The organism is Alteromonas sp. MTD1, from assembly GCF_042848195.1.
Lineage (GTDB): Bacteria > Pseudomonadota > Gammaproteobacteria > Enterobacterales > Alteromonadaceae > Alteromonas.
Map to the genome: position 1 here is coordinate 71,594 of NZ_BTGG01000007.1, position 22,572 is coordinate 94,165.

At 43.4% G+C, this 22,572-nt stretch carries 21 protein-coding genes; 5 read left to right on the forward strand and 16 right to left on the reverse strand.

Annotation, left to right across the window (positions count from 1 at the left end; genetic code table 11):
- Positions 1–17: 17 nt before the first annotated feature.
- The 9 genes from ACGHAV_RS10675 to murJ form a co-directional block, all read right to left on the reverse strand.
- Positions 18–1,010, reverse strand: coding sequence for a hypothetical protein (locus ACGHAV_RS10675; protein WP_390380180.1), 993 nt, complete (start codon positions 1,008–1,010; stop codon positions 18–20).
- Between the two features lie 60 nt (positions 1,011–1,070).
- On the reverse strand, positions 1,071–1,445 hold the full coding sequence (locus tag ACGHAV_RS10680) for an exonuclease domain-containing protein (protein WP_390380672.1): 375 nt from the start codon (positions 1,443–1,445) through the stop codon (positions 1,071–1,073).
- Between the two features lie 79 nt (positions 1,446–1,524).
- Positions 1,525–1,683, reverse strand: a complete 159-nt coding sequence (locus ACGHAV_RS10685) for an exonuclease domain-containing protein (RefSeq protein WP_390380182.1) — start codon at positions 1,681–1,683, stop codon at positions 1,525–1,527.
- Between the two features lie 294 nt (positions 1,684–1,977).
- Positions 1,978–2,922 (reverse strand): 4-hydroxy-3-methylbut-2-enyl diphosphate reductase, encoded by a 945-nt coding sequence (gene ispH, locus ACGHAV_RS10690; RefSeq protein ID WP_334013338.1) that lies wholly within the window; start codon positions 2,920–2,922, stop codon positions 1,978–1,980.
- Positions 2,923–2,924: 2 nt separating this feature from the next.
- Complete coding sequence (gene fkpB / locus ACGHAV_RS10695) at positions 2,925–3,392, reverse strand: FKBP-type peptidyl-prolyl cis-trans isomerase (protein WP_390380184.1); 468 nt, start codon at positions 3,390–3,392, stop codon at positions 2,925–2,927.
- A 14-nt stretch (positions 3,393–3,406) separates the two neighbouring features.
- A complete protein-coding gene (gene lspA, locus ACGHAV_RS10700; protein ID WP_390380187.1) occupies positions 3,407–3,940 on the reverse strand; it encodes a signal peptidase II in 534 nt (177 codons plus the stop codon).
- On the reverse strand, positions 3,933–6,752 hold the full coding sequence (gene ileS, locus ACGHAV_RS10705) for an isoleucine--tRNA ligase (RefSeq protein ID WP_390380190.1): 2,820 nt from the start codon (positions 6,750–6,752) through the stop codon (positions 3,933–3,935). Before ileS ends, lspA begins: the two co-directional genes overlap by 8 nt.
- A 154-nt stretch (positions 6,753–6,906) precedes the next feature.
- Complete coding sequence (gene ribF, locus ACGHAV_RS10710) at positions 6,907–7,827, reverse strand: bifunctional riboflavin kinase/FAD synthetase (protein WP_390380193.1); 921 nt, start codon at positions 7,825–7,827, stop codon at positions 6,907–6,909.
- Positions 7,828–7,943: 116 nt separating this feature from the next.
- Positions 7,944–9,503 carry a murein biosynthesis integral membrane protein MurJ gene (gene murJ, locus ACGHAV_RS10715; protein WP_390380196.1) on the reverse strand — a complete coding sequence of 520 codons (1,560 nt, stop codon included), beginning with the start codon at positions 9,501–9,503 and terminating at the stop codon, positions 7,944–7,946.
- A gap of 526 nt (positions 9,504–10,029) precedes the next feature.
- Between murJ and rpsT the strand changes: the two genes are divergently transcribed.
- On the forward strand, positions 10,030–10,293 hold the full coding sequence (gene rpsT, locus ACGHAV_RS10720; RefSeq protein ID WP_012518968.1) for a 30S ribosomal protein S20: 264 nt from the start codon (positions 10,030–10,032) through the stop codon (positions 10,291–10,293).
- Between the two features lie 154 nt (positions 10,294–10,447).
- On the opposite strand, the gene ACGHAV_RS10725 is transcribed toward rpsT, so the two are convergent.
- The 4 genes from ACGHAV_RS10725 to ACGHAV_RS10740 all read right to left on the reverse strand — a co-directional run bounded on the left by ACGHAV_RS10725 (position 10,448) and on the right by ACGHAV_RS10740 (position 14,184).
- Positions 10,448–11,200: an SDR family oxidoreductase gene (locus ACGHAV_RS10725; protein ID WP_390380199.1), complete on the reverse strand. Its 753-nt coding sequence runs from the start codon at positions 11,198–11,200 to the stop codon at positions 10,448–10,450.
- Entirely contained in the window at positions 11,197–12,297 is a 1,101-nt protein-coding gene (locus tag ACGHAV_RS10730) for a phosphotransferase family protein (protein ID WP_390380202.1), read from the reverse strand. The genes ACGHAV_RS10725 and ACGHAV_RS10730 overlap by 4 nt, the downstream gene beginning before the upstream one ends.
- A gap of 66 nt (positions 12,298–12,363) precedes the next feature.
- The gene (locus ACGHAV_RS10735) at positions 12,364–13,182 is read right to left on the reverse strand and encodes an SDR family oxidoreductase (RefSeq protein ID WP_390380204.1); all 819 of its coding nucleotides are present in this window, start codon (positions 13,180–13,182) and stop codon (positions 12,364–12,366) included.
- Positions 13,183–13,308: 126 nt separating this feature from the next.
- Positions 13,309–14,184, reverse strand: a complete 876-nt coding sequence (locus ACGHAV_RS10740) for a bile acid:sodium symporter family protein (RefSeq protein ID WP_390380207.1) — start codon at positions 14,182–14,184, stop codon at positions 13,309–13,311.
- A 104-nt stretch (positions 14,185–14,288) separates the two neighbouring features.
- Here ACGHAV_RS10740 and ACGHAV_RS10745 point away from each other — a divergent pair, with 104 nt between their 5' ends.
- The 3 genes from ACGHAV_RS10745 (at position 14,289) to ACGHAV_RS10755 (ending at position 18,046) form a co-directional block, all read left to right on the forward strand.
- A complete protein-coding gene (locus ACGHAV_RS10745; RefSeq protein ID WP_390380675.1) occupies positions 14,289–15,194 on the forward strand; it encodes a LysR family transcriptional regulator in 906 nt (301 codons plus the stop codon).
- A gap of 82 nt (positions 15,195–15,276) precedes the next feature.
- Positions 15,277–16,074, forward strand: a complete 798-nt coding sequence (locus tag ACGHAV_RS10750; RefSeq protein WP_390380210.1) for a UDP-2,3-diacylglucosamine diphosphatase — start codon at positions 15,277–15,279, stop codon at positions 16,072–16,074.
- 253 nt (positions 16,075–16,327) lie between these two features.
- Complete coding sequence (locus tag ACGHAV_RS10755) at positions 16,328–18,046, forward strand: GNAT family N-acyltransferase (protein ID WP_390380213.1); 1,719 nt, start codon at positions 16,328–16,330, stop codon at positions 18,044–18,046.
- 103 nt (positions 18,047–18,149) lie between these two features.
- Here ACGHAV_RS10755 and dapE read toward each other — a convergent pair whose 3' ends face one another.
- Positions 18,150–19,319, reverse strand: coding sequence for a succinyl-diaminopimelate desuccinylase (gene dapE, locus ACGHAV_RS10760; protein WP_390380216.1), 1,170 nt, complete (start codon positions 19,317–19,319; stop codon positions 18,150–18,152).
- Between the two features lie 192 nt (positions 19,320–19,511).
- Between dapE and ACGHAV_RS10765 the strand changes: the two genes are divergently transcribed.
- A complete protein-coding gene (locus ACGHAV_RS10765) occupies positions 19,512–19,682 on the forward strand; it encodes a hypothetical protein (protein ID WP_390380219.1) in 171 nt (56 codons plus the stop codon).
- Between the two features lie 99 nt (positions 19,683–19,781).
- Here ACGHAV_RS10765 and ACGHAV_RS10770 read toward each other — a convergent pair whose 3' ends face one another.
- Both ACGHAV_RS10770 and hupB read right to left on the reverse strand, forming a co-directional pair.
- The gene (locus tag ACGHAV_RS10770) at positions 19,782–21,674 is read right to left on the reverse strand and encodes a SurA N-terminal domain-containing protein (RefSeq protein ID WP_390380221.1); all 1,893 of its coding nucleotides are present in this window, start codon (positions 21,672–21,674) and stop codon (positions 19,782–19,784) included.
- Positions 21,675–21,974: 300 nt separating this feature from the next.
- Positions 21,975–22,247 carry a nucleoid-associated protein HU-beta gene (gene hupB, locus ACGHAV_RS10775; protein WP_012518978.1) on the reverse strand — a complete coding sequence of 91 codons (273 nt, stop codon included), beginning with the start codon at positions 22,245–22,247 and terminating at the stop codon, positions 21,975–21,977.
- Positions 22,248–22,572 lie beyond the last annotated feature (325 nt).

A 22,572-nucleotide genomic window follows, 5' to 3' on the forward strand; every position in this document is an offset into this window, starting at 1 on the left:
TGGAGTTCAACAGTGCGTTAATGCTCAGGTGCCTGAACATTAACATCATCATTACTTAATACGTATTGCGCGTAGCGTCTGTAATAAGGAAATTTTTCCTGCTCCTTCTTTTCTCGATGCTCTTTGTTTATCTCTTGATAATCACTGGTAAAATCAAAATTTACGTTAGAAACGAATACAAAACCTGAATGATTATCGACGGTTGACGTGTTCACGATATGCGTAGGTTTTGGCATATTATGGTCGCCCCAGTTACTTAAATAGAACTGTCTATCTGAACTGAGACTAAGTATTCTAGTCGCTACCGCATGGTCAATCATCTGTGAGTGATAATGGTCAAAGGCTAAGGCTTGCTCGTAGAAAAAGTTGATTTTGTCGTAGATAACCTTGGCACCCAGTTTATGCTTGTCCATCATGCGATTGAATATGTCTTTATTCATTAAATCTTTGAAGATTTTAACGTTATCTGAATCTCGATAATGGCGGTTTGCAGGGTTTAATTTAACCGGTAGCTTACTATTACATGCATGACAGGTAAGAAGTTGTGAGCCTAGTTTTTCTTCCTTGATGATTTGGGTGACGGGCTTACCACCTTTTTTGAGTGGCTTTTTAACAACACGCTCAATAATGCGGTCAGGCTGCGCTTTCCCATCTAATTTGTAGAGTTCAGGGTGGTTATAAATTCCCTTGTCTCTGTTTTTACACCGAGGCTTTAGCTTTTTAATACCACGCCTATTCTCAGGGGATGTTGGGATATAGTAGGGCCGAAACGTCTTAGGTTGACCGGGGATAGCTTTATTCTGACACGTTGGCTCGACTGGCTCGCATATGGTTGAAAGGCGTTTTACTTCTAATTCAAAACAACGATTGTGGATCATGGTGGTACTATGACTACATAATTTGCAGGTGAGCAGATACTCGGATTTATCGTCACTCCATGTAAGCTTGTATTCGTTGCCCAAACCTCGCTTAAGCTCACCATTTGCTTTGTAAGTCGAATTTTTAGCCACGACACCAAAATTCTTACATTCTGGATTTTTACAAAAGTTGAATTGGGTATATAAACCCGTTTATTTGTTTTTGTAAGCACTTGGAATGGATATGGCTTTGGTTGGCGTATGCTTATTCTGTTGTGGTGTTGATTTTAGTGGTTCAACCAAATCATCAAGTAATTTGAAAAACAGCTCTGCACATAAATAAGCATCGAGTAACGCACTGTGTTTGGTTCGACTTGAAATATCAATACCGTATCGTAAGCAATCTGCATCTTGACTGATTTTTCTAACACCGAATTTGCTCTTAGCCAGTTCCATTGCACAAGTCACTTCAGCACAAATATCAGAAACCGTTGAAGGGTAATTAACTCGGTTTAACTCAGCATTTAAAAATCGTAAATCAAAGGCTGCATTGAAGATAACAAGATGGCTGTCTTTGATGAATTCAATGAATACTGATGGATATCGCTAAAGGTGGGTTTGTCCTCCAGTTCTTCATCTAGGATTCCGTGAAATCGAAAAGCGCTCTTTACAGCTTTTTGCCCTCAGGATTAATTTTGAGGCTGAACACATGTCTAGTGGGAGTGAAATCTTCATATTCTATGCACGCTAGGTCGATGATCCTATGGTTGCCTTTATGGGGATCTAAACCTGTTGTTTCCGTATCTAAGAAGACATATTTCGTCATAATTACCACTCCTATAGCCAATATTATAGGAGGTTTTGTCGAGTTTTAAATAACTCATTGAAAAAACTGACTATTCGTACACTGTTTCAGTTGTTTGAACAGGAAATCCAGCTTTCACTAGAAATTTATTCGTTATTTTTCAATTGAATAAAATAAAAAAGAGCTACTATCAAAAAATAGTAGCTCCAAGTTGACTCAATAGCCCGCATTCAATGCGGTGTTTTTTTAAAAGATATGCGATTTCGATTTATGCAGCAATTTATCGTAGCTACACCTTATTATCGTATCTATATCTTAAACCACTTGCTTGACTCGAAGTTCTTTCGGCACAGCAAACTCGACATTTTCTTCTCGTCCAGCGCGCTCAGAAGCAGACACAGCGCCCCATTCTTTCAAACGGTTCACTACGCCTTGTACTAATACTTCAGGCGCCGATGCTCCTGCAGTAACGCCAATATGTTCAACGCCCTCTAACCAAGATTTTTGTATACAGTTTGCGTCGGCAATTAAGTATGCCGTAGCACCAATTTTCTCAGCAAGCTCGCGTAAGCGATTCGAGTTTGAACTATTTTGCGCCCCCACTACCAGCAATACTTGGCAGTCTTGAGCAAGGTCTCGTACTGCATCTTGACGATTCTGCGTTGCATAGCAAATATCGTCTTTACGCGGGCCATTTATCTCAGGAAACTTTGCACGCAGTGCATCAATAACATCTGCAGTATCATCAACCGACAATGTGGTTTGGCTGCAGTAGTAAAGATTTGAAGGGTCTTTTACCTCAAGCGTTGCCACATCAGCCTCAGATTCAACTAGGTAAATGCCGCCATCTTCATTGCTGTACTGCCCCATTGTCCCTTCTACTTCAGGGTGACCTGCGTGACCAATAAGAATGCATTCAGTGCCGGTTTTGCTGGCGCGCGTCACTTCCATATGCACTTTTGTTACCAGTGGGCAGGTTGCGTCAAACACTTTAAGTCCACGATCTGTCGCTTCTTTTCTTACCGCTTGAGAAACACCATGCGCAGAAAAAATAACAATGCTGTCATCTGGTACTTCATGCAGTTCGTCAACGAACAATGCACCGCGTTCGCGTAAGCCATCAACAACAAATTTGTTGTGTACCACTTCGTGACGTACGTAAATAGGTGGCTCGAACATTTCCAGCGCACGTTCTACAATGGTAATTGCTCTATCTACACCGGCGCAAAAGCCTCTCGGATTGGCTAAGTGAATTTGCATAATTAGTTTCCGTCTTGTGCAGCTGCACCTTGTTTAACGTCTATAATTTCAACGTCGAATACAACAGTCTGACCTGCCAGAGGGTGATTAAAGTCAACCGTTACAGAGTCGCCCGCTACGCTTCGGATAATGCCAGGGATTTCAGAGCCATCAGGCTGCGAGAACGCTAAAATCATCCCTTCTTCGATGCTCAAATCGGCACCAAAGCGACTTCTGTCCATATAGTGGATATTATTCGGGTTAGGCTCGCCAAACGCGTCATTCGCTTTCAACGTAAATGCTTTCTTGTCACCTTTTTTAAGCCCTAGTAAACAAGCCTCAAAGTTAGGCGTTAAACTACCGTCGCCCATTACCATTTTCGCAGGCTTATTGTTTACGCGTGTACTATCTGCTGCAGACCCATCTTCTAACTTTAAATCAAAGTGAAGAATCACTTCACTGTCTGCACCAATCACTAAAGAATCTGTCATAAATAATCCGAATACTACTTTGTGGTTTCGCTTGCACTGGCTGCGTCGCTATCTGACGCTTCGTCTTTGTCGCCGTTCTTAAACATATCAATGATTAATAACGCTGCACCAATGAAAATTGCACTGTCTGCAATGTTGAACGCCGGCCAATGGTAGTTATTTACGTAAAAATCAAGAAAATCGATGACGTAGCCATGCACGATACGGTCGTAGACATTACCTAGCGCACCACCGAGTATAAATGCAAACGCAACCGGCAACATTTTTTGCGAACGAGGAGACTGTTTCAGCCACCATAAAATAACGATACTTACGACAACAGCAATAGCAGTAAAGAACCAACGTTGCCAGCCACCAGCACTGTCTAAAAAGCTAAAAGCGGCGCCGTAGTTGTGCACATAAGTAAAGTTAAAGAACGGCATGATTTGTATTGATTGATACAAAGACATGCTGTCAATAACCGCGTATTTACTCCATTGATCTAGGATAAATGCAACTGCACTTATCCATAAAAATCGCAATCCTGTTTCGCGAAAAAGATTAAGCATAGTGGCGCTCTTCTCCTTCGCCATCGATGTTTGTTACGCAACGTCCGCAAAGCTCTTCATGACCTTCGTGTGAGCCTACGTCTTCACGATGATGCCAGCAGCGTACGCACTTAGCACCACTTGCTTTATTAACGGTTAGCCATAAACCATCAACGTCGGTTGCTTTAGCGCCTTCAGGTGCGCTTTCAACTTTCACTAACGACACACCAGATGTAATGAGTACAAAACGAAGTTCATCTTCAAGTTTCGCTAATACGTAGTACAGTTCGTCGGTTGCGTACAAAGCAATGCTTGCTTCAAGCGAACCACCTAGCTCACCGTCTTTACGTGCTTGTTCCATGGCTTGGTTTGCCGCGTCTTTAACACTTAGTACTTGATGCCAAAGTTCGTCGTTAAACGTATCGCTTTGCGTAAAGTTGTCAAAGCCATCATACCAAGTTTCAGTAAATACAAACTCACTACGCTCACCAGGAAGTGTTTCCCAAATTTCTTGCGCGGTAAAGCTTGTGATCGGAGCCATCCAACGAACCAGCGCCTCAACAATGTGATACATCGCTGTTTGACAAGAGCGGCGCGCAAGACCATCGGCTTTAGCGGTATACTGACGGTCTTTAATTACGTCTAAGTAGAAAGAGCCAAGCTCAATTGAACAGAAATGCATAAGCTTTTGTGTTACCACAAGCAGGTCGTACTTTTCATACGCTTCAATAAGCTCTGCCTGAAGTGCCTTGGCACGCGCTACAATCCAGCGGTCTAGCGCTACCATTTCATCTTCTGCTACTGCGTCCTCTACGCTAAAACCGTTAAGGTTGGCCAGTAGGAATCGAGCGGTGTTGCGTACACGTCGGTATGAATCAGCGGCACGCTTTAAAATTTCATCAGATACTGCGATTTCACCGCGGTAATCTGTAGAAGCAACCCACAAACGTAAAATGTCTGCACCTAGCTTATTAGTGACTTCTTGTGGCGCAACAACGTTACCCACCGATTTCGACATTTTTCTACCGTGAGCATCTACGGTGAAACCGTGTGTTAGCACTTCTTTATATGGCGCGTGACCATGCATAGCGGTTGATGACATAAGCGACGACATGAACCAACCTCGGTGTTGATCAGAGCCTTCTAAATAAAGGTCTGCTGATGCAGGAATATCATCTCGCTGGTCAACAACAAAATAGTGCGTTACGCCTGAATCAAACCAAACGTCTAATGTATCTGTTACTTTCTCGTAGTTATCTAACTCACTACCAAGAAGAGCGGCATCATCGAAATCCCACCACGCTTGAATGCCTTTAGATTCTACTTCAACAGCAACTTTTTCCATGAGTGCAGCCGACTCTGGGTGAATTTCACCAGTCAACTTATGCACGTACAGTGGAATTGGAACCCCCCATGTACGCTGGCGCGAAATACACCAATCAGGACGGCCTTCTACCATTTTTTCAATGCGGTTTTGGCCCCAGTCTGGGATCCACTTGGTTTGTTTAATTTGCTCTAGTGATTCTGCACGCAAGCCTTTTTTATCCATGCTAACGAACCACTGAGGGGTAGCACGGAAGATAATAGGCGTTTTGTGGCGCCAGCAGTGAGGGTAGCTATGCTCATATTTTACGTTAAGTACAAGGTTGCCCTTTTCTTTCACTGTTTCAATAATTTCATCGTTGGCTTTAAATACGAACTTGCCAGCAAATAGCGGTGTGTTTTCAAGGTATACGCCGTTGTTGCCTACCGGATTATACACTTCAATGTCGTATTGCTTACCAACGTTGAAATCGTCAACACCGTGCGCTGGCGCAGTATGTACACAGCCTGTACCAGAGTCGGTAGTTACGTGTTCGCCCAAAATAAGCGGCACTTGAAGGTCAAGGAATGGGTGATTTACTTTTAGTTTATCTAACGCAGCACCTGTACACGTTGCTACTTCGCGGAAGTCTTCAACGCCATAACGCTGCATACAGCTTTCTAACAGGTCTTGTGCAACCACTAGCCACTCACCTGACGGCTGAACTTCAACAATCGCATAAGTTAATTCAGGGTGCAGGCTAATTGCGCGGTTAGCAGGTAGTGTCCACGGCGTTGTTGTCCAAATTACAACGCCGGCTTTGTGCGCTGCTAAATCTGATTCTTCAACGCCAAATGCTTGCGCTATTTCTGCACTATCAGCCACTGGGAATTTAACGTCGATAGCGGGTGACACTTTATCTTTGTATTCTACTTCGGCTTCAGCAAGCGCTGAACCACAGTCAGTACACCAGTGAACAGGTTTAAACCCTTTTTCAAGGTGACCCGACTCAACAATTTTACCTAGTGCACGGATAATGTCGGCTTCGGACTTAAAGTCCATTGTTTTATACGGGTTATCCCAAGCACCAAAAACGCCAAGACGCTTAAAGTCAGCCATTTGACCATCAATTTGCTTTTGAGCGTACTCGCGACACTTTTGACGGAACTCAGCAGCAGTTACCTTCTTACCTGGCTTACCTACTTTTTTCTCTACCATTAGCTCGATAGGAAGGCCGTGACAGTCCCAACCTGGTACATAAGGCGAATCGAAGTCTGACAAGTTCTTCGATTTTACAATGATATCTTTAAGGATTTTGTTAACCGCGTGACCAATATGAATGTCGCCATTTGCGTAAGGAGGGCCATCGTGAAGAATGAAAGGCTTTTTGCCTTTTTTGGCTTCACGAATTTTGCTGTATACCCCTTTTTCCTGCCAGTCTTTAAGCATTTTCGGCTCGCGCTGAGCAAGATTACCGCGCATAGGAAACGCAGTTTCTGGAAGGTTCAATGTGGCTTTGTAATCACTCATAAAATTGTTTAATCCGGTTACCTTAGGTTTCACCCAATGCGTGAGGCATTGTGAAGGCGTTAAATCGTTAACTGTAAAACGTTATCTTGGATGCTATTTGATAGCAGCCCGCTTAATTAGGCTTACATAGTTTTCGTGACTTTATCACGTTTAACTATGCGAGTAACAGACGCGCTTTTGCGGCATCTGCCTGTATTTGTTCTTTTAGTGCTTCAAACGAAGCAAACTTAATTTCATCGCGTATTTTCGCAGTGGGAAAAACGGTAATAGGCTTTCCGTACAAGTCAGATGACAAATCGAAAATATGTACTTCTAATTGATTTCGTTCGCCGTTTAATGTGGGGCGACGACCTATGTTAGCAACGCCGTTATAATGCTCACCGTCCACATCCACTCGTACTGCAAAAACGCCGTGTATTGGCGTTTTTTGCCGCTTAAGCATTACGTTAGCTGTTGGAAAGCCAATGGTTCTTCCCTTTTTTTCGCCGTGCACAACACGGCCGTGTATCGCAAATGGGCGGCCTAACATTTCTGTTGCTAGTGCAAACTCGCTTTTTGCAAGGGCCTCTCTCACCGCAGTAGAGCTTATGCGGTGGGCATGCATTGTAAAACTTTGTGTGCTTACTACTTCAAAGCCATACATGCGACCAGCAGTTTTTAGCATTTCAAAATCGCCCTTGCGACCATTGCCAAAACGAAAATCATCGCCCACGACTAAAAACTTCACGCCAAGCTTATCTACTAACAAATCATGCACAAACGTGTCGGCAGTTTGCTTCGCAAAATCCGCGTTGAAGCGAACCGCAAGTAACCGATCCACGCCTTGCTGACTTAAAAGCTCGTATTTTTCTCGCAGAGGACTTATGCGGGCAGGCGCGCGCTCAGGCATGAAGACTTCTTCAGGCTGAGGCTCGAATACCATGACAGTTGCCGGTAGTGAGAGCTGTTTCGCTTTTTCAAGTACATTTGCCAAAACCGCTTGATGGCCGCGGTGTACACCATCGAACTTGCCAATAGTGAGCACGCAACCTTTGTGATGTGGTTTTACATTGTTAAGCCCGCGGATAAATTCCACTGTTAGCCACTACCTTTATAACTGCTAAAAATTCAAAGCTCGCGATTATAGCCGACCATGCGCTCAATACCAAGCACCTACATTACGCCTTGACTTACACTATTTTTAATTATCGCTTATTCACCGCCGCTTCTAAAATGACGCGGACGAGTACCCAATACCAACATACTCAAACCAAACACCAAAACAGAAAGACCGATGGTAATGCCAACATCCAAAATTTGCTGGGTAAGGCTAAGGTTGAAGAACGCCATTCCTTGGTCACGATAGAAAATAAGGGCGCCCATTGCGGCACTGGATATGAGCACTCGAGCAATAAACATGACAGACGTACGGCTTAATGCAAAAACACCTTGTTTGTGCAGTGTGATGTAGAGTAACGCGGCATTCATGGTAGCTGACATACTGGTTGCAATGGCAAGGCCCACATAGCCAAATGGGATGGCAAGCACCAGATTGAAGACCATGTTGGCAACCATACACCAGATGCCAAATTTAACCGGGGTTTTAGTGTCTTGGCGGGAGTAAAACCCGGGTGCGAGTACCTTAACAAGCATAAAGCTAAGCAAGCCAAATGCATACGCAGTAAGCGAATAAGACGCCATAATGGCAGTTTCGGCTGTAAATGCGCCGCGTTGAAATATAACCGTCAAAATAGGACGCGCCATCACGCCAAGTCCTACCGCAGCGGGAATACCCAGCAGGCATACCATTCGAAAAGCCCAATCGATATTGGCAGAAAATGCTTTAGGGTTGTTTGTAACGTGATTGCGAGACAGCGTTGGCAAAATAACGGTAGCGATTGCAATACCAAAAAGCCCTAGTGGAAACTCTAACAGGCGGTCGGAATAATACAGCCAACTAATCGACCCTGTTACTAAGAAACTAGCAATAAAGGTATCAAACAATAAATTGATTTGCCCAACAGATACGCCAAACAAGGCAGGGATCATAAGCGTTCGTACTTTAACTACTTTTTCGTCATGCCAGCCCCATTTAGGCTTTACTAAAAGCCCTGCCCTATACAAAAAGGGAAGTTGGAAAAGCAACTGAACAATGCCGCCAATAAACACGCCCCAAGCCAAGGCGTAGGCAGGCTGACTTAAAGACGGCGCAAGGAAAATAGCACAGGAAATAATGCATACGTTCAATAATACGGGCGTAAATGCTGCAACTGCGAACTTATTCAACGTATTTAATATAGCGCCAGCAAGCCCTGTTAATGAGATAAACGCTAAATAAGGAAAAGTGATTTTAAGCATTGTAGAGGCGAGCAAGAACTTATCTCCCGCCTCATCTCCCTGAAGCCATGCCATAAACCAGCCTGTGCCAAACAATGCTGCCAAAACCGGTGATGCGATAACGCCAATAATAGAAACAACGAAAACAATAGCGCCAAGGGTTCCGCTAATTTTGGCAACAAACTCTTTAAGTTTTTGCTTATCTTCGTCTTGATTTACTTCGGTGAGCACAGGAATAAACGCTTGAGCAAAAGCCCCTTCCGCAAATAAACGACGCAGAAAGTTGGGAATTTTGTTAGCGAAGAAAAACACGTCAGCAGCGGCACCATCTCCCATAAGCCTGGCAACAACTACATCACGAACTAATCCCAGCACTCGCGAGACAAGCGTCATAACGCTTACAATTAAACCTGATTTAATTAACTTCCGTGACACTTCGTGTTTCCAATTGCTTGATAAGGTTTACCAACTGCTTTTTTAAAAGCACTAGTAGGCGGGTTTTGTTACGTGGTTATACATACCGCTATGCTTTTACACCGCTTTATTTGAAAGGGTAACGAATGCCTTTGTAACACCACTGTAATAGTGAAAGTACGTATGATAACCAAAGGAATTCTTTGGTGAAACGATTTATTCAAAATAGTTGTGCATCTTTATGAAGTTTCTTGCTATAATCCGCGCCCGATATGGGGTGGTGCATCTTCACGTTGTACGATGTGTTGGTGTTTCACGTTTGTGACGAACATATGCCATAAATGCCGCTTACAATACCTCAAAAAGGTATCATGAATGTGCAACGCGTTGAGCATTTTTGCGTTATCACTAGCTTGCGCGGCGTGTTCAATGACTTGCGCGTTTATAGCGCGTTCGATTTAAGTTTTAAATCGTTTGACATTTGGGCGTTTGCTAGGCACAATCCGCACCCTCGTTTTTGACATGAATTTATTTTGGGAGTTACACCTTGGCTAACATTAAGTCTGCTAAGAAGCGTGCAATCCAAGCTGAAAAGCGTCGCCAGCATAACGCTAGCCGTCGTTCAATGACACGTACAAGCATCAAGAAAGTAATCGCTGCTATCGCTAGCGGTGACAAAGAAGCGGCTCAAGCTGCGCTATCTGCTGCTACTCCAGTACTTGACAGAATGGCTACTAAAGGCTTGATTCACAAGAACAAAGCTGCTCGTCATAAGAGCCGTCTAGCTGCACAAATTAAAGCACTAGGTTAATCTTTAAGATTAGTAGTTAAAAAAGCGCCTTTCGGCGCTTTTTTTGTATCTGTCGTTTTTTTGTATCCGTGCTGAATTTCTTTTGCATCCCCCGCTCAGCTATAAATGCTAAGCAGGGTAGCATCCACAAGACCATCAACTCACACAAAAACAATCAGCTCATTTTTCTAATGGTACTGGCAGGTGCGATACGCATTATCCAGTGCAACACAGCCCATGGCCAGCTTGGCACGAATGCATTCGCCTTTTCTTTATTTATCGCATTTACCATCGCTCTGCAGCCCACGTCGGTATCAACAATAAACGGTACTTTTTCAACCTTTTCGTTAATCTCACTGCGGATAAAACCAGGATGGATACACGTTACTTTAATTGGCGTATTCATAACGTCCATGCGAATTCCCTCTGTCATTGAGGTTAAGCCCGCTTTTGTAGCCGCATAAACTGTCATAGCGCGCCTAAAGCCGCGCACCGCGCTGATAGATGAGATAGTAACTAAATGGCCGCTATTTTGCGCTCTAAAAATGGCCATCGCCGCTTCACACTGTGCAAGCGCCGAAACAAAATTGGTCACTGCCGTTTGTTTATTAGCGTGAAAAAAACCTGTACCAACTGAAGCGCCTTTGCCCATTCCCGCGTTCACGATAACGCGATCAAGCTGGCCCATATCTGCTTTAAACGCATCAAACACTTCGAATACGGCATCATGATCGTTCACGTCTAGCGAACGAATGAAGACATTTATATTAGGATTAAGCTCAAGCAGCTCTGTCTTAAGCTGTTCTAGGTTTTCAAATCGTCTTGCGCATAACGCCAGGTTACAACCTTGCTTCGCAAATTCAATGGCCATGCCCTTGCCTAAGCCCGAACTCGCACCCGTAATTAGGATATTTTTTCTTATAGTCATTTTCTTTTTCCAGAAGCTTTTATTGCTTTGTTACAGCGCCATAGTAAATAGTGTATAAAAATCCAAAAATTCTTGAACGCTGGGTTATTTGTTTGACCATGGTGGTAGCGATAGTAAATTTGTTGCGCAATACCTGCTAGACGGAATAAACCGTACACCTCGTAAAAGGTAAAGTCGTCTACGTCTACTTCCATTTCTTTGCAGTAATAAGCCACAACCTGCTCTCGGGTTAACATACCCTGCAAGTGCGTTGGCTGACGACGCGTTGACTGCGCCAAAAAGTCATCATCGGCATTCACCCAATAAGCAAGAGAGTTACCTAAGTCCATTAATGGGTCTCCAAGGGTGGCCAACTCCCAATCTAAAACGCCAATAATTCGGGTGTAGTAATTTGGGTCTAACACAACATTGTCAAAACGAAAGTCGTTATGAGTAATGCAGATACGTTCGTGTGCAGGCATGTTATTTTCTAGCCAACGCATTACCTTTTTACCTGAAGGCACATTCCACGTTTTGGCTTTGCTATAACGCTCACTCCACCCGCTTATTTGACGTTCTATATATCCCGCGCCCTTTCCAAGGTGTGATAAACCGGCTTTTTCGTGATCGACCTTATGCAGCTCAATTAAACTATCAAGCACATTAGTACAAAGCTGTTTGGTCTGTTCTGGTGTTGTTGCTAAGTCTCTAGGTAAGTTTTTTCTGGGGATAACACCAGTAAGCTTTTCCATTACATAAAAATCTGTCCCTATCACACTTTCATCTTCACAGTACCCCAACATATCTGGTACGTAGCGGTACACTGGCTTGAGCGCATCTTGCAGCTTGAACTCTCTGCCCATATCGTGAGCGCCTTTAGCCTTTGTACCCGCAGGTGCGCGTCGCAAAATTAGCGAAGCATCGTTATAGTCTAAACAGTAAGTCCAATTCGACGCGCCCCCCGAATATTGGGTTACCGCCGGGCTGCCCTTTAAGCCTCCCAGCTTTGCTTTTACCTCATCGGTTAGATGCCTATCTAGCCATTCATGAACGGCCCCGGCATCGAGTTCCTCGCCAGGTCGAACCTTGTTAGCTTTATCAACCACACTGTGTGACATGTATCTTTACCTACTTCTTATTCGCTTACGTGCTATTCACTAACACGACGTAAATGAATGTGCTTGTTATTTGTATTTTTCCATTGCTTGCTTCATGTTTTTTGTTTGGGCAAGCATCTTGTTGATATAACGCTGGCTTGGAAGCAGCTTTTTAAGCCAATAAACGCGTTTACCCAATTTATGAGTAAGAATGAGAAAACGCTTCTGCTGAACCTGCTGATATATTGATTCCGCAACATCTTCTCTGGTCATGTCTGCCTTTGCAAAAAAGTGATCGATCATCTTATGCGCAGCTGGGTTTGTGCTTCGCATTGACTCATCTAGATTCGTTTTGAAAAAGCTGGGGCATACCACGCTTACGTCAATACCGTCGGGAGCGAGTTCTAGTTTCATGGTCTCCGAAAATGATACTACTGCAGCTTTTACCGCATTGTAGCTTCCCATGTAGGGAATAGGTGTCAGCCCCGCCTGAGAGGCAATATTGATAAAATAGCCACTTCTTTGTGAGCGCATCAATGGCATAAACGCCTGACTGACTCTTACCATTCCCAGCATATTGATATTATAAACCCACTCCCACTGCTCAATACTTTCGTCAAGTAGACCGCCGCCTGTTGCAACACCAGCATTATTGAAAACGAAATCGATACCCTGCCAACGATTTTGCAGTTCACTTGCTAAATTATTCACATCATCTGAGCGGGTAATATCGCAATGAAAATAAAACGCTTCCGCGCCTAGCTTTTGAAGCATTTCAATTGTTTCAGCGCCACGTGCCTCATTTATATCGGCAACACATATTTGTATATTTTTGTGCTTCTGCGCCCATTTTTCAGCCAGTGCTTGGCCTAGACCTGTCGCGCCACCAGTAATAAGTAATCGCATTATTTGTTGTTCTCTTTGTAATACAGTTTTATCTATTCGGTCTTGAGCAAAGACCAGCGTTTAAAGTCGCCTTGAACGCTACAAAAGTGACCTTTGAGTTGCTTTACACTTTGTCATTGCCCATTGTTACGGAGTAGTGCTTACGCGGCTTGCGCGACGCTTTGCCCACATTGCTAAAAGCGCAGGGCCAATATACATAGCAATACCATATACCCCAGGCGCTATTGCAAAATCAGGCGCCTTTAAAAAACTTATACATATAAGCATGGCCAATGCAGCATTCTGTACACCAATCTCTATCGCAAGGGTTAAAGCATCTTTGAAAACCAGTTTACTAAAGCGCGCGAGCACAAGCCCTAGCAATACTGATAAAAGGTTAAGCAGAACACAAACCAGGAAAGCATCATTGAACGACGTTGCAAGGTTTTTACGCTCTGATATCAATACACCCGCAATCATCAGCAACATAAAATACATAGAAAACTGTCGGAAGAAATGTTCTGTGCGCTCTGCGAATAGTGGCTTGAACCGCCTAATCGTCATACCAATGATAACCGGTACAATTGAAATACCGACTAGACCAATTACGGTTTGAATAATGGAGAAGGCTGGCGCATTCTCTTTCACAAAATAGCTGATAGCGAATTGTATAATAAGCGGTGTGGTAAACACGCAGGCAACTGTCGATATCGCCGTTAAGCTTACCGATAACGCTAAATTTGCGCGCGCGATATGGCTAATAAGGTTACTTGTAGTGCCACCTGGACAGGCCGCTAGAATCATGACGCCAACAGCAATATGCGGTGGCAAAGTGAAAAGTATGCATAAGGTAAATGCTAGGCAAGGTAGAAAAATAATTTGGCCGACAAAACCTGCAGTCACAGATCGCGGTGATTTAAGCAGACGCGTGAAATCAGCAGTGGTTAGCGTTAACCCCATGCCAAACATTACAAACGCTAACGCAAGAGGTAGCAATACCTCGGTAAGTACAGATGCCTGCATCAACACGCCCCTTACAAAAGAAACCTTTTATTAACATCTTTGGCAGTGTACCCTTATTATCAATAAATGAAAATGATGACTTATTATATAAACCCATAAATAGCATGCATGGAAAAATAGACCTCAATTTATTTACGGTATTACTGGCTATCTACAACCAGGGCAGTATTACAGCTGCAGCAAAATCGCTGCATCTGTCTCAACCAGCTATAAGTCATGCATTGGGCAGGTTGCGCGAAAGCTTAAACGATGAGTTATTTGTGCGTCATGGTCGTAGCGTGGTACCTACCCCTTATTGCCAAAAAATTATTGCTTCAGTAGAAGGCGCGGTAAATACGCTTGAGCATGCCGCAAGTGGAGAAGTAAGCTTTGATATTGCCCATACTAAAAGGCAATTAAACCTTGGGCTGCGCGATATATTAGAGTCGATTTTTTTCCCAACGCTTATCCCTGAGCTACTCATAACAACGCCCAACCTAACTGTTGCCAGTAGACAGGTAACATGGCCAGAACTGGCTCCTTCTCTAACGAGCAAAGAAGTAGACATTGTGGTTGATGTGTTAGTGCCAACCAGCAATGACATTCGTTCGCAGTTGCTGTGTCATGAGAGTTTTTGTGTGGTGTGCGCACCAGATAACATCTACTTAAAAACAAAAGATGTTCAGGCCTATGCCAAAGCGAAACACGCATTGGTAACGTTAAAAGACTCAAAGCTCGATACCGTCGACTTGGCCTTGGCGCAGCATAATCTGCACCGTGATATTGCGCTTCAATGTGAACATTATTTTGCAGCAGTTAATGTAGTGAGTAACAGTAACTTACTACTTACAATGCCAAGCCGCTATGCACAGCAGTTTGTAGATAAGTTCGATATTGAAGTGTCCCCTATTCCCCTCACAATCACGCCGCTAGCAGTGCACATGTATTGGCATAAACAGTCAGACAATGACTTAGTAAATAGTTGGATGCGAGATAAATTAATGGATGTAGCCAATGGACTTGGGCTGTAATTAAACGGTCAAGCATTCGTCACGCTAATGTCAATTACGGTGTTTAGAGTGGCATTCCAAAGTTAATACTTTGGGGCTCGCTATGAAAAAAACACACTACCGCACTTTGTGGCTTTCTGATATTCACCTTGGTAACAAAGATTGCAAGGCAGAATATTTACTTTCTTTCTTAAATAACATCTCTGTAGACACACTTTATTTGGTCGGCGACATTATTGACATGTGGCAGATGACAAAACAATTTCGCTGGCCGAAAGCGCACAATCAAATAATGCATAAATTTATGCAAATGAGTGAACAAGGTACGCGCATAGTATATTTACCGGGTAACCACGACGAGCCTATCCAGTCTTATTCTGGAATGGTATTTGGTGATATTGAGATTGAACGGGAGATTATTCACACCACAGCCAAGGGTGAGCGTTATTTGGTTCTGCATGGTGACCAATTCGATGGCGATGTTACTTTAGGCCGCTTTCAAGCGTGGATTGGTGATAAAGGTTATGATTTACTGCTTTTTTTAAACCGTGAGTACAATCGTTTTAGGGCGTGGAGAAAGCGAGAATACTGGTCTTTAGCAGGCTACATCAAAAAGCACATTAAGGGAGCGAATGCAGCTATTGCTCGGTATCGCAAGGCATGCTGCCAGAGAGCAAAAGACTTACAGCTTGATGGTGTTGTATGCGGTCACATCCACCACCCCGAAAGCACTATTGAAGACGGCGTCCACTACATTAACGATGGAGACTGGATAGAAAACTGCAGCGCCCTTGCTGAAGACATGCGGGGCAACCTTACTTTAATTCATTATTTAGAGCATGTTGAGCAATCTAAAATAACCACGTTAGAGGTGGGCTCTAAAACCTCTAAAGCCGCATAATTTGGCATTCCATTGGCAGTGCTATTGCCCATCGCAAAATAACAGAGAAAGCGTTGTATTTACGTATACGTTTCAAAAAAACCGACTCACATTGTGGTGTTTGAGCAAACCAGCTTAAGCACCTTTTTGTCCAACACAAGTTGTCATATTAACAAATTAATAACATTGTCAAATAACTGCCATCAAATTGCGTAAAAAGCGTCATATTGCCCTGCTATTGTTCGGCGAAAGTCTAAAAAGATATACAGGCACTATGTTTACCGTAAATGAAGTACTGAATAAGCATTACCCTCAGGTTGCCAATAACCCACTCCTTTTTAAGTCTGCGTCATTTGTTTTAAGACACTTACTGCACGAACAGGAAATTATTGAGTTTGGCGAAACGTACCCACATTACGAAGATATCGATTTTGTTGAACAGGTGTTGGAGTATTTCAACATCAGCTATTCAACACGAGATGTTGAAAAAGAGCGCATTCCTAGTGAAGGGCGGGTAGTTATTATTGCAAATCACCCTATCGGCTCTCTAGACGCACTCGCTTTAATCAAACTGGTGAGTGAGGTTCGTCACGACTTAAAAGTGGTTGCAAATCAAATGTTGATGGCTATCGAGCCACTTCATGACATGCTATTGCCAGTGAACAATATGCAAGGCGGCACACCTAAACAACATTTAGCAGCTATTCAGTCTCATCTTAATGGCGATGGTGCAATTTTAATATTTCCAGCAGGTGAAGTTTCAAGGCTGCGACCTCAAGGCGTGAGAGATACGCGTTGGCACACGGGCTTTTTACGCATTGCTCGACAAGCGAAGTCGCCTATCCTTCCTGTTTACATTGACGCAAAAAACAGCCCGCTGTTTTATGGCGTTTCAATGGTTTACAAGCCATTAGCCACAGCGCTTTTGGTGAAAGAGATGTTTAAACAGCGCCGCAAACACCTGCCCATGCGCATTGGCGAACTTATTCCTTTTGAGTCATATAACCAAACATCTATCCCGTTAAAAGATCATGTAAAATTGTTTAAGCGCCACTTATACCGTATAGGCAGTAATAAGAAAGGTGTATTCAATACGCAAGCGTCTATCGCCCTTCCTGAAGACAGAAAAGAATTATCCCGTGCTATCAGAGAGTGCGAACACCTAGGACAGACACACGATGGTAAGTCGATATACCTCTATCAACACAAGCATTGCTCGCCCATAATGCGGGAAATTGGCCGTCTTAGAGAGGTTGCATTTAGGGCTGTTGGTGAAGGCACGAATAAACGCCGTGATATAGATCAGTACGATTCACATTACTACCACCTTGTTTTGTGGGACGACAGTGACCTAGAAATAGTGGGTGCCTATCGCTTTGGCGACGCAGAGCTACTGTCGCAGAACAATCACTCAACAGGTCTTTATTCAGCGACGTTATTCAACTACGAAGGCGACAATGAAAAACTGTTTAAGGAAGGTTTAGAGCTTGGTAGAAGTTTTGTTCAGCCGCAATATTGGGGCAAACGTAGCTTAGACTATTTATGGTTCGGAATAGGTGCTTTTTTAAGTCGCTATCCAAAATACCGCTATTTGTTTGGAGCAGTTTCCCTTAGCAATGCCTATCCGCAGCCAGCTAAAGAATTGCTTGTTCAATTTTACAGCACGTATTTTCCTAGCAAATTTGGCAAGGCTACGTGTAAGCGGCCATTTCAAGCCACGCAAGAGCCCTTGTATACGTTTAAAGGTAATAACTACAAAGCGGAATTTGCGGAACTAAAACATTTACTCGCCAATATGGGAGTAAACGTCCCTACCCTGTATAAACAGTATAGCGAAGTAGCAGAAGACGGTGGCGTGGCATTCTTAGGCTTTAACGTCGACCCTGATTTCAACGACTGTATTGATGGCCTTGTGGTTGTTGATATTGCGTTAATGACAGCAAAAAAGCGAAAGCGCTATTTAACGCACGAGCCATTACAGGCCAGCGCTTAACATTATAACCAGCAATATAAACTACGTTTGCGTTGGTATTATCTTGGAGTTACTTTTCTAACTCCAAGATACTCAGGCCTCAAGAAGCCAAGCATCAAAAAGTTCAAGCTCCAACTAACTCAAGAATGTCAGCGTAAATATCCTCTAACGTTACCAAATCCGACAAATGAATATGTTCGTTCACTTGGTGTATGGTTGCGTTTGGCACCCCCACTTCAACCACCTGAGTGTGTTGACTTGCAAAAAATCGTCCGTCAGAGGTTCCTCCTGATGTGCTAACAACAGGGTAGCGACCTGTGGCATTTTTTATCGCTGCTTCAACGGTATTAATAAGACACAACCCTTCTTTTTTGGGCTGACTTAGATACGACTCACAAGGCCTGGAAAAGCTTACTTCAGCGCTGCTATCTATATTTGCTATAACCTGTTGAAGCAACGTAGATAATACCTTTTGATCAAAGTGCCAAGAGTAACGCACATTGAACTCGATACGCACACTACTTGGCACTATATTGTCGGTAAATGTGCCTGTGTCTAAATGGGTGACTTGAAGTGTTGTACCAGGAAAGTCATCGCTTCCAATATCAAATTCATAGTTCTTCAATGCTTGCACTATGTCACAGGCTTTGTGAATAGAATTAACAGCCGTTTTTGGATATGCCACATGACCTTGCTTACCGGTGACGAAAACTGTGGCAGACAGCGAGCCCCTACGCCCGACTTTAATTGTATCACCAGTACTTTTACTTGCACTTGGTTCGCCGACTAAACACATATCAAGCTGGATGCCTTTTCTATCTAAAAACGCTTTTATCCAACGAGAACCGTCTTCAGCCTCCCCTTCTTCATCTGACGTAATTAGCCACCAATAAGTTACTTTCAAAGGGTCAAGGTTTTTAATGGTTCGTTCAGTAGCGGCAAGCATGGCCGCCACCCCAGTCTTCATGTCAGCTGCCCCTCGCCCATAAAGCTTATTGTTGCTAATGGAGGGGCTAAACGGCGGCGACATCCACTTCTCTAGCGGGCCAGGTGGCACAACGTCCGTATGCCCAGAAAAAGCAAAGTGTGTATCGCCCTTCCCCCACTTCGCAATGAGATTTTTTACCCCATTCACTTCGTGCTGTTCACACGAAAAACCAAACTTTTTTAACCGATACATGAGATACGTTTGGCAGCCTGCATCTACTGGCGTTATTGAAGCTCTTGCCATTAGGACTTGAGCAAAGTGAATGCTTCGTGCTTGTGGAGCGTGTAGGAGTTGTTGAGCGGTCATAATAAAAACGTTAATACGAACTTAGTTTTTATTACACGTAAATATGGTGACAGGCGAATAACACTTTTGCGACAAAGCGATGACATATTACACCTTTGAATAATAGATAACGCTTTTAGTTACACCGTTGTTAATGGAAAAAGTGAACGGGGCTTGATATAAATAAAGAAATTTATTGAAAAGGCCTTTATTGTGATAAAAATTATTGTGCTTATTCCACTTTTTCTATCACTTTTGTGGTTTGGTTACTTACAGGCAAACAAATATACGCTTGAGCAGGGAAAGCAGGGATTTCTGTATATTTTTGTACTATCCGGCATTATTGCTGCATTTTATACCTTCATGATGTTCGTCACTAATTAGTGTTTTATTAGCAGTATTTTTTCACGATTTTTCTTTGAAATACAAAAAAGCCAGCGTTTTAAAGCGCTGGCTTTTCTAATTTAACTGCGGTTATTCGCATTACTGCGTAATGGTAACCTGTATGTCAGCTTGTGCACGAAGCGCATCTATATACTGTTGGTAAACACGTTGGCCTTGTACCTGCGCTAAACGCTGCTGCAGGCTTTCAGCAATGTTCTCTTCAATTGCTGAAGCTGCATTCACACCTTCAAGCATGATGATAGCAACGTCGCCATTTACCGTAGTAGCCGTATCAACTTTGTTGTCGCCTTCAAGTGCCAGCGAAAACAGTTTATCAACCACGGCACGAGCCAACGAACCACCAGCTCTTGAAACTTCCGTAGCAGTTTCCCATGATGCCGATTGCGCCGCTAGTAACTCGTCTACACTTTCACCTGCACGAACCTTTTGTGCAATATCAGAAGCCCACGATTCAGCAGCGGCTTTTGACTTATCAGCTTTCACTGATGCTTCAATGCCTTCTCTTACTTCGTCTAGCGACTGAGTACGCTGAGGGTTGTGCTCAACAACGCGAACAACAACGATATTTTCGTCGTCCAACTCAATGATGTCGCTGTTCAGGCCTTCTTCAATAAGCTCAGATGAAAACGCAACTTCTAGAACGGCTGGCGAGCTTAAATCAACTGGCGCGGTGTTACGGCTAAACATTGCAGACTCCTGAATGGGAAGGTCTACAGCATTAGCAACATCTTCTAGTGTATCTGGTACTTCAAATGCAATTTCTGCCATAGTATTTTGCAGTTCGAAATACTTTTCCATTGCCGCGTCGTATAAAAGCGTGTCACGGATTTCAGCTTCAACTTCCTCGAACGCTTTAACTTCAGCAGCTCTTAAGTCAGTAAGCTTAATGATGTGAAAACCGAAATCAGTTTCAACAACGTCTGACACGTCGCCTACATTTGCTAATGCGAATGCTGCTTCGTCAAACGCAGGGTCCATCATTTCTGGTGTAATGAAGTCTAAATCACCGCCGTTCTCTGCAGAAAATGCATCGTCTGAATTTGATTCTGCGAGGGCTGCAAAATCAGCACCGCCGTCTAGTTCAGCCTTAAGTGATTGTGCTTTTGCTTTAGCCGCTTCTGCATCATCACCCGCTTCAATTAAAATGTGAGAAACACGACGCTCTTCTTCTTTACCATAGCTACCAAGGTTGTTTTCGTAGTATGTGCGAACCGCTTGCTCGTCAACTGAAACACGATCTTTTAAGTCTTGTGCACTTAGTTTTACGTAAGCTAACTTCACTTCTTCTTCTGTGTCAAAAGAGGCAATATTGTTGTCGTAAAAAGCAGTAACGTCTTCCTCGGTCACTTCAACAGAATCGGCAAATTTGTCTGAGCTAACCATTACGTACTTAGCATCACGCGTTTGGCGTTGCAGCGCATTTGCTTGCTCTACTTCGCCTTGTAGGGCGAATGATGAGTTGGCTAATGCCGCAGACAATTGATTTTGTGTCATTTGAACACGAAGGTAGTCGCGGAAGTCAGCAACTTGAAAGCCATTCTGACGCAAAATTGCTTGGAAACGCTCGTTATCGAACTGACCACCAAATTGAAATTCAGGCATCTGTACAATAGCTTTACGAATTTGCTCGTCGCTAACACGTAGACCAATATCAGCAGCTTGTTGCTGTATTAGCTTTTCTGCTATCAAGCGGTCTAGTACGTTTCGACGGAAATCGGCAAGATACTGCTCGCTAGAGAAAAGCTGAGCAATGCTTTCGCCAAATTGAGATTCCATTTGCGCACGTTGGTTTTGATACGCTCTTTCTAGTTCTTGTGCCGAAATCTCTTCGCCATTCACTGTTGCTACAGCGGTTGGACCAGACGAGGTTAAATAGCTACCTACACCTGCGAATACGAAACTTAAAACGATAAGCGCAATTATGGCCATCGCCCAAGGGCCTTGAGAACCTTCTCTGATTCTTTCTAGCATGATTGTTCTTCAACTCCGTTGCTTACTACCATTACCCGCCAACTTAACAATATAAAGTGCCAGATAAAATAAGCGGTGATTATAACGTAATGCCGATGAATATGAATGGTCTAAAGCGATATTTGATGGTCTTTTCACCGTTCTTTATTGAATTGGTGATATCGCAACACGCTCTTTCGGCACTGTGCTAATAATTAATGATGCGAACCGCAACTACTTACTTTGCAATGCACATACATTTTGCTTCAGAAATAAAAAAGGCGATGGACTAGCCATCGCCTTTTTTTATAATTTCTTTGCTTAGTTACAAGCGTCTTTCAGTGCTTTACCAGCTTTGAAAGAAGGAACTTTCGCTGCTGAAATCTGAATAGTCTCACCAGTTTGTGGGTTGCGGCCACTGCGAGCTGAACGTTCGCGAACTGAGAAAGTACCAAAGCCAACTAGTGCTACTTGGTCGCCGTCTTTAAGTGCTGCAGTTACTGAGTCAGTGAATGCGTCAAGAGCACGGCCAGCAGCTGCTTTAGAAATGTCTGCACCAGCAGCGATTTGGTCGATAAGTTGAGACTTGTTCACAATTATGATCCCCTTCGATTGTTATTATACTGTTTGTCCAAAACGATTTTGAATGGACGTTATAACAAGCTTGATAGTTAACATCAAGCATCTGTCACAATTAATTAACTTTTTTATGAATCGCTGCAATCCCTTTTGTGGCAAGGCTTCAAGCGAATACCACTTAAAGGTAACACAACTTTTGTGAGTTGAAAGCCCATTTTTGCAAAAAATACGGATTTCTTTGGCTCAACGAGCAAAAATTAACCAATTATGGAGATTTTTTTTCACTTTTTGAAAAAAGGAAGCGCTGCACGCCTTTAAAATTAAGCAGTGCAGCTATTTA

Coding starts and splice junctions, on each gene's coding strand:
- ACGHAV_RS10685 (WP_390380182.1), bottom strand. CDS start 1,683: ATGACGAAATATGTCTTCTTAGATACGGAAACAACAGGTTTAGATCCC.
- ispH (WP_334013338.1), bottom strand. CDS start 2,922: ATGCAAATTCACTTAGCCAATCCGAGAGGCTTTTGCGCCGGTGTAGAT.
- fkpB (WP_390380184.1), bottom strand. CDS start 3,392: ATGACAGATTCTTTAGTGATTGGTGCAGACAGTGAAGTGATTCTTCAC.
- lspA (WP_390380187.1), bottom strand. CDS start 3,940: ATGCTTAATCTTTTTCGCGAAACAGGATTGCGATTTTTATGGATAAGT.
- ileS (WP_390380190.1), bottom strand. CDS start 6,752: ATGAGTGATTACAAAGCCACATTGAACCTTCCAGAAACTGCGTTTCCT.
- ACGHAV_RS10725 (WP_390380199.1), bottom strand. CDS start 11,200: ATGACTATAAGAAAAAATATCCTAATTACGGGTGCGAGTTCGGGCTTA.
- ACGHAV_RS10730 (WP_390380202.1), bottom strand. CDS start 12,297: ATGTCACACAGTGTGGTTGATAAAGCTAACAAGGTTCGACCTGGCGAG.
- ACGHAV_RS10735 (WP_390380204.1), bottom strand. CDS start 13,182: ATGCGATTACTTATTACTGGTGGCGCGACAGGTCTAGGCCAAGCACTG.
- ACGHAV_RS10740 (WP_390380207.1), bottom strand. CDS start 14,184: ATGCAGGCATCTGTACTTACCGAGGTATTGCTACCTCTTGCGTTAGCG.
- ACGHAV_RS10745 (WP_390380675.1), top strand. CDS start 14,289: ATGCATGGAAAAATAGACCTCAATTTATTTACGGTATTACTGGCTATC.
- ACGHAV_RS10750 (WP_390380210.1), top strand. CDS start 15,277: ATGAAAAAAACACACTACCGCACTTTGTGGCTTTCTGATATTCACCTT.
- ACGHAV_RS10755 (WP_390380213.1), top strand. CDS start 16,328: ATGTTTACCGTAAATGAAGTACTGAATAAGCATTACCCTCAGGTTGCC.
- dapE (WP_390380216.1), bottom strand. CDS start 19,319: ATGACCGCTCAACAACTCCTACACGCTCCACAAGCACGAAGCATTCAC.
- ACGHAV_RS10770 (WP_390380221.1), bottom strand. CDS start 21,674: ATGCTAGAAAGAATCAGAGAAGGTTCTCAAGGCCCTTGGGCGATGGCC.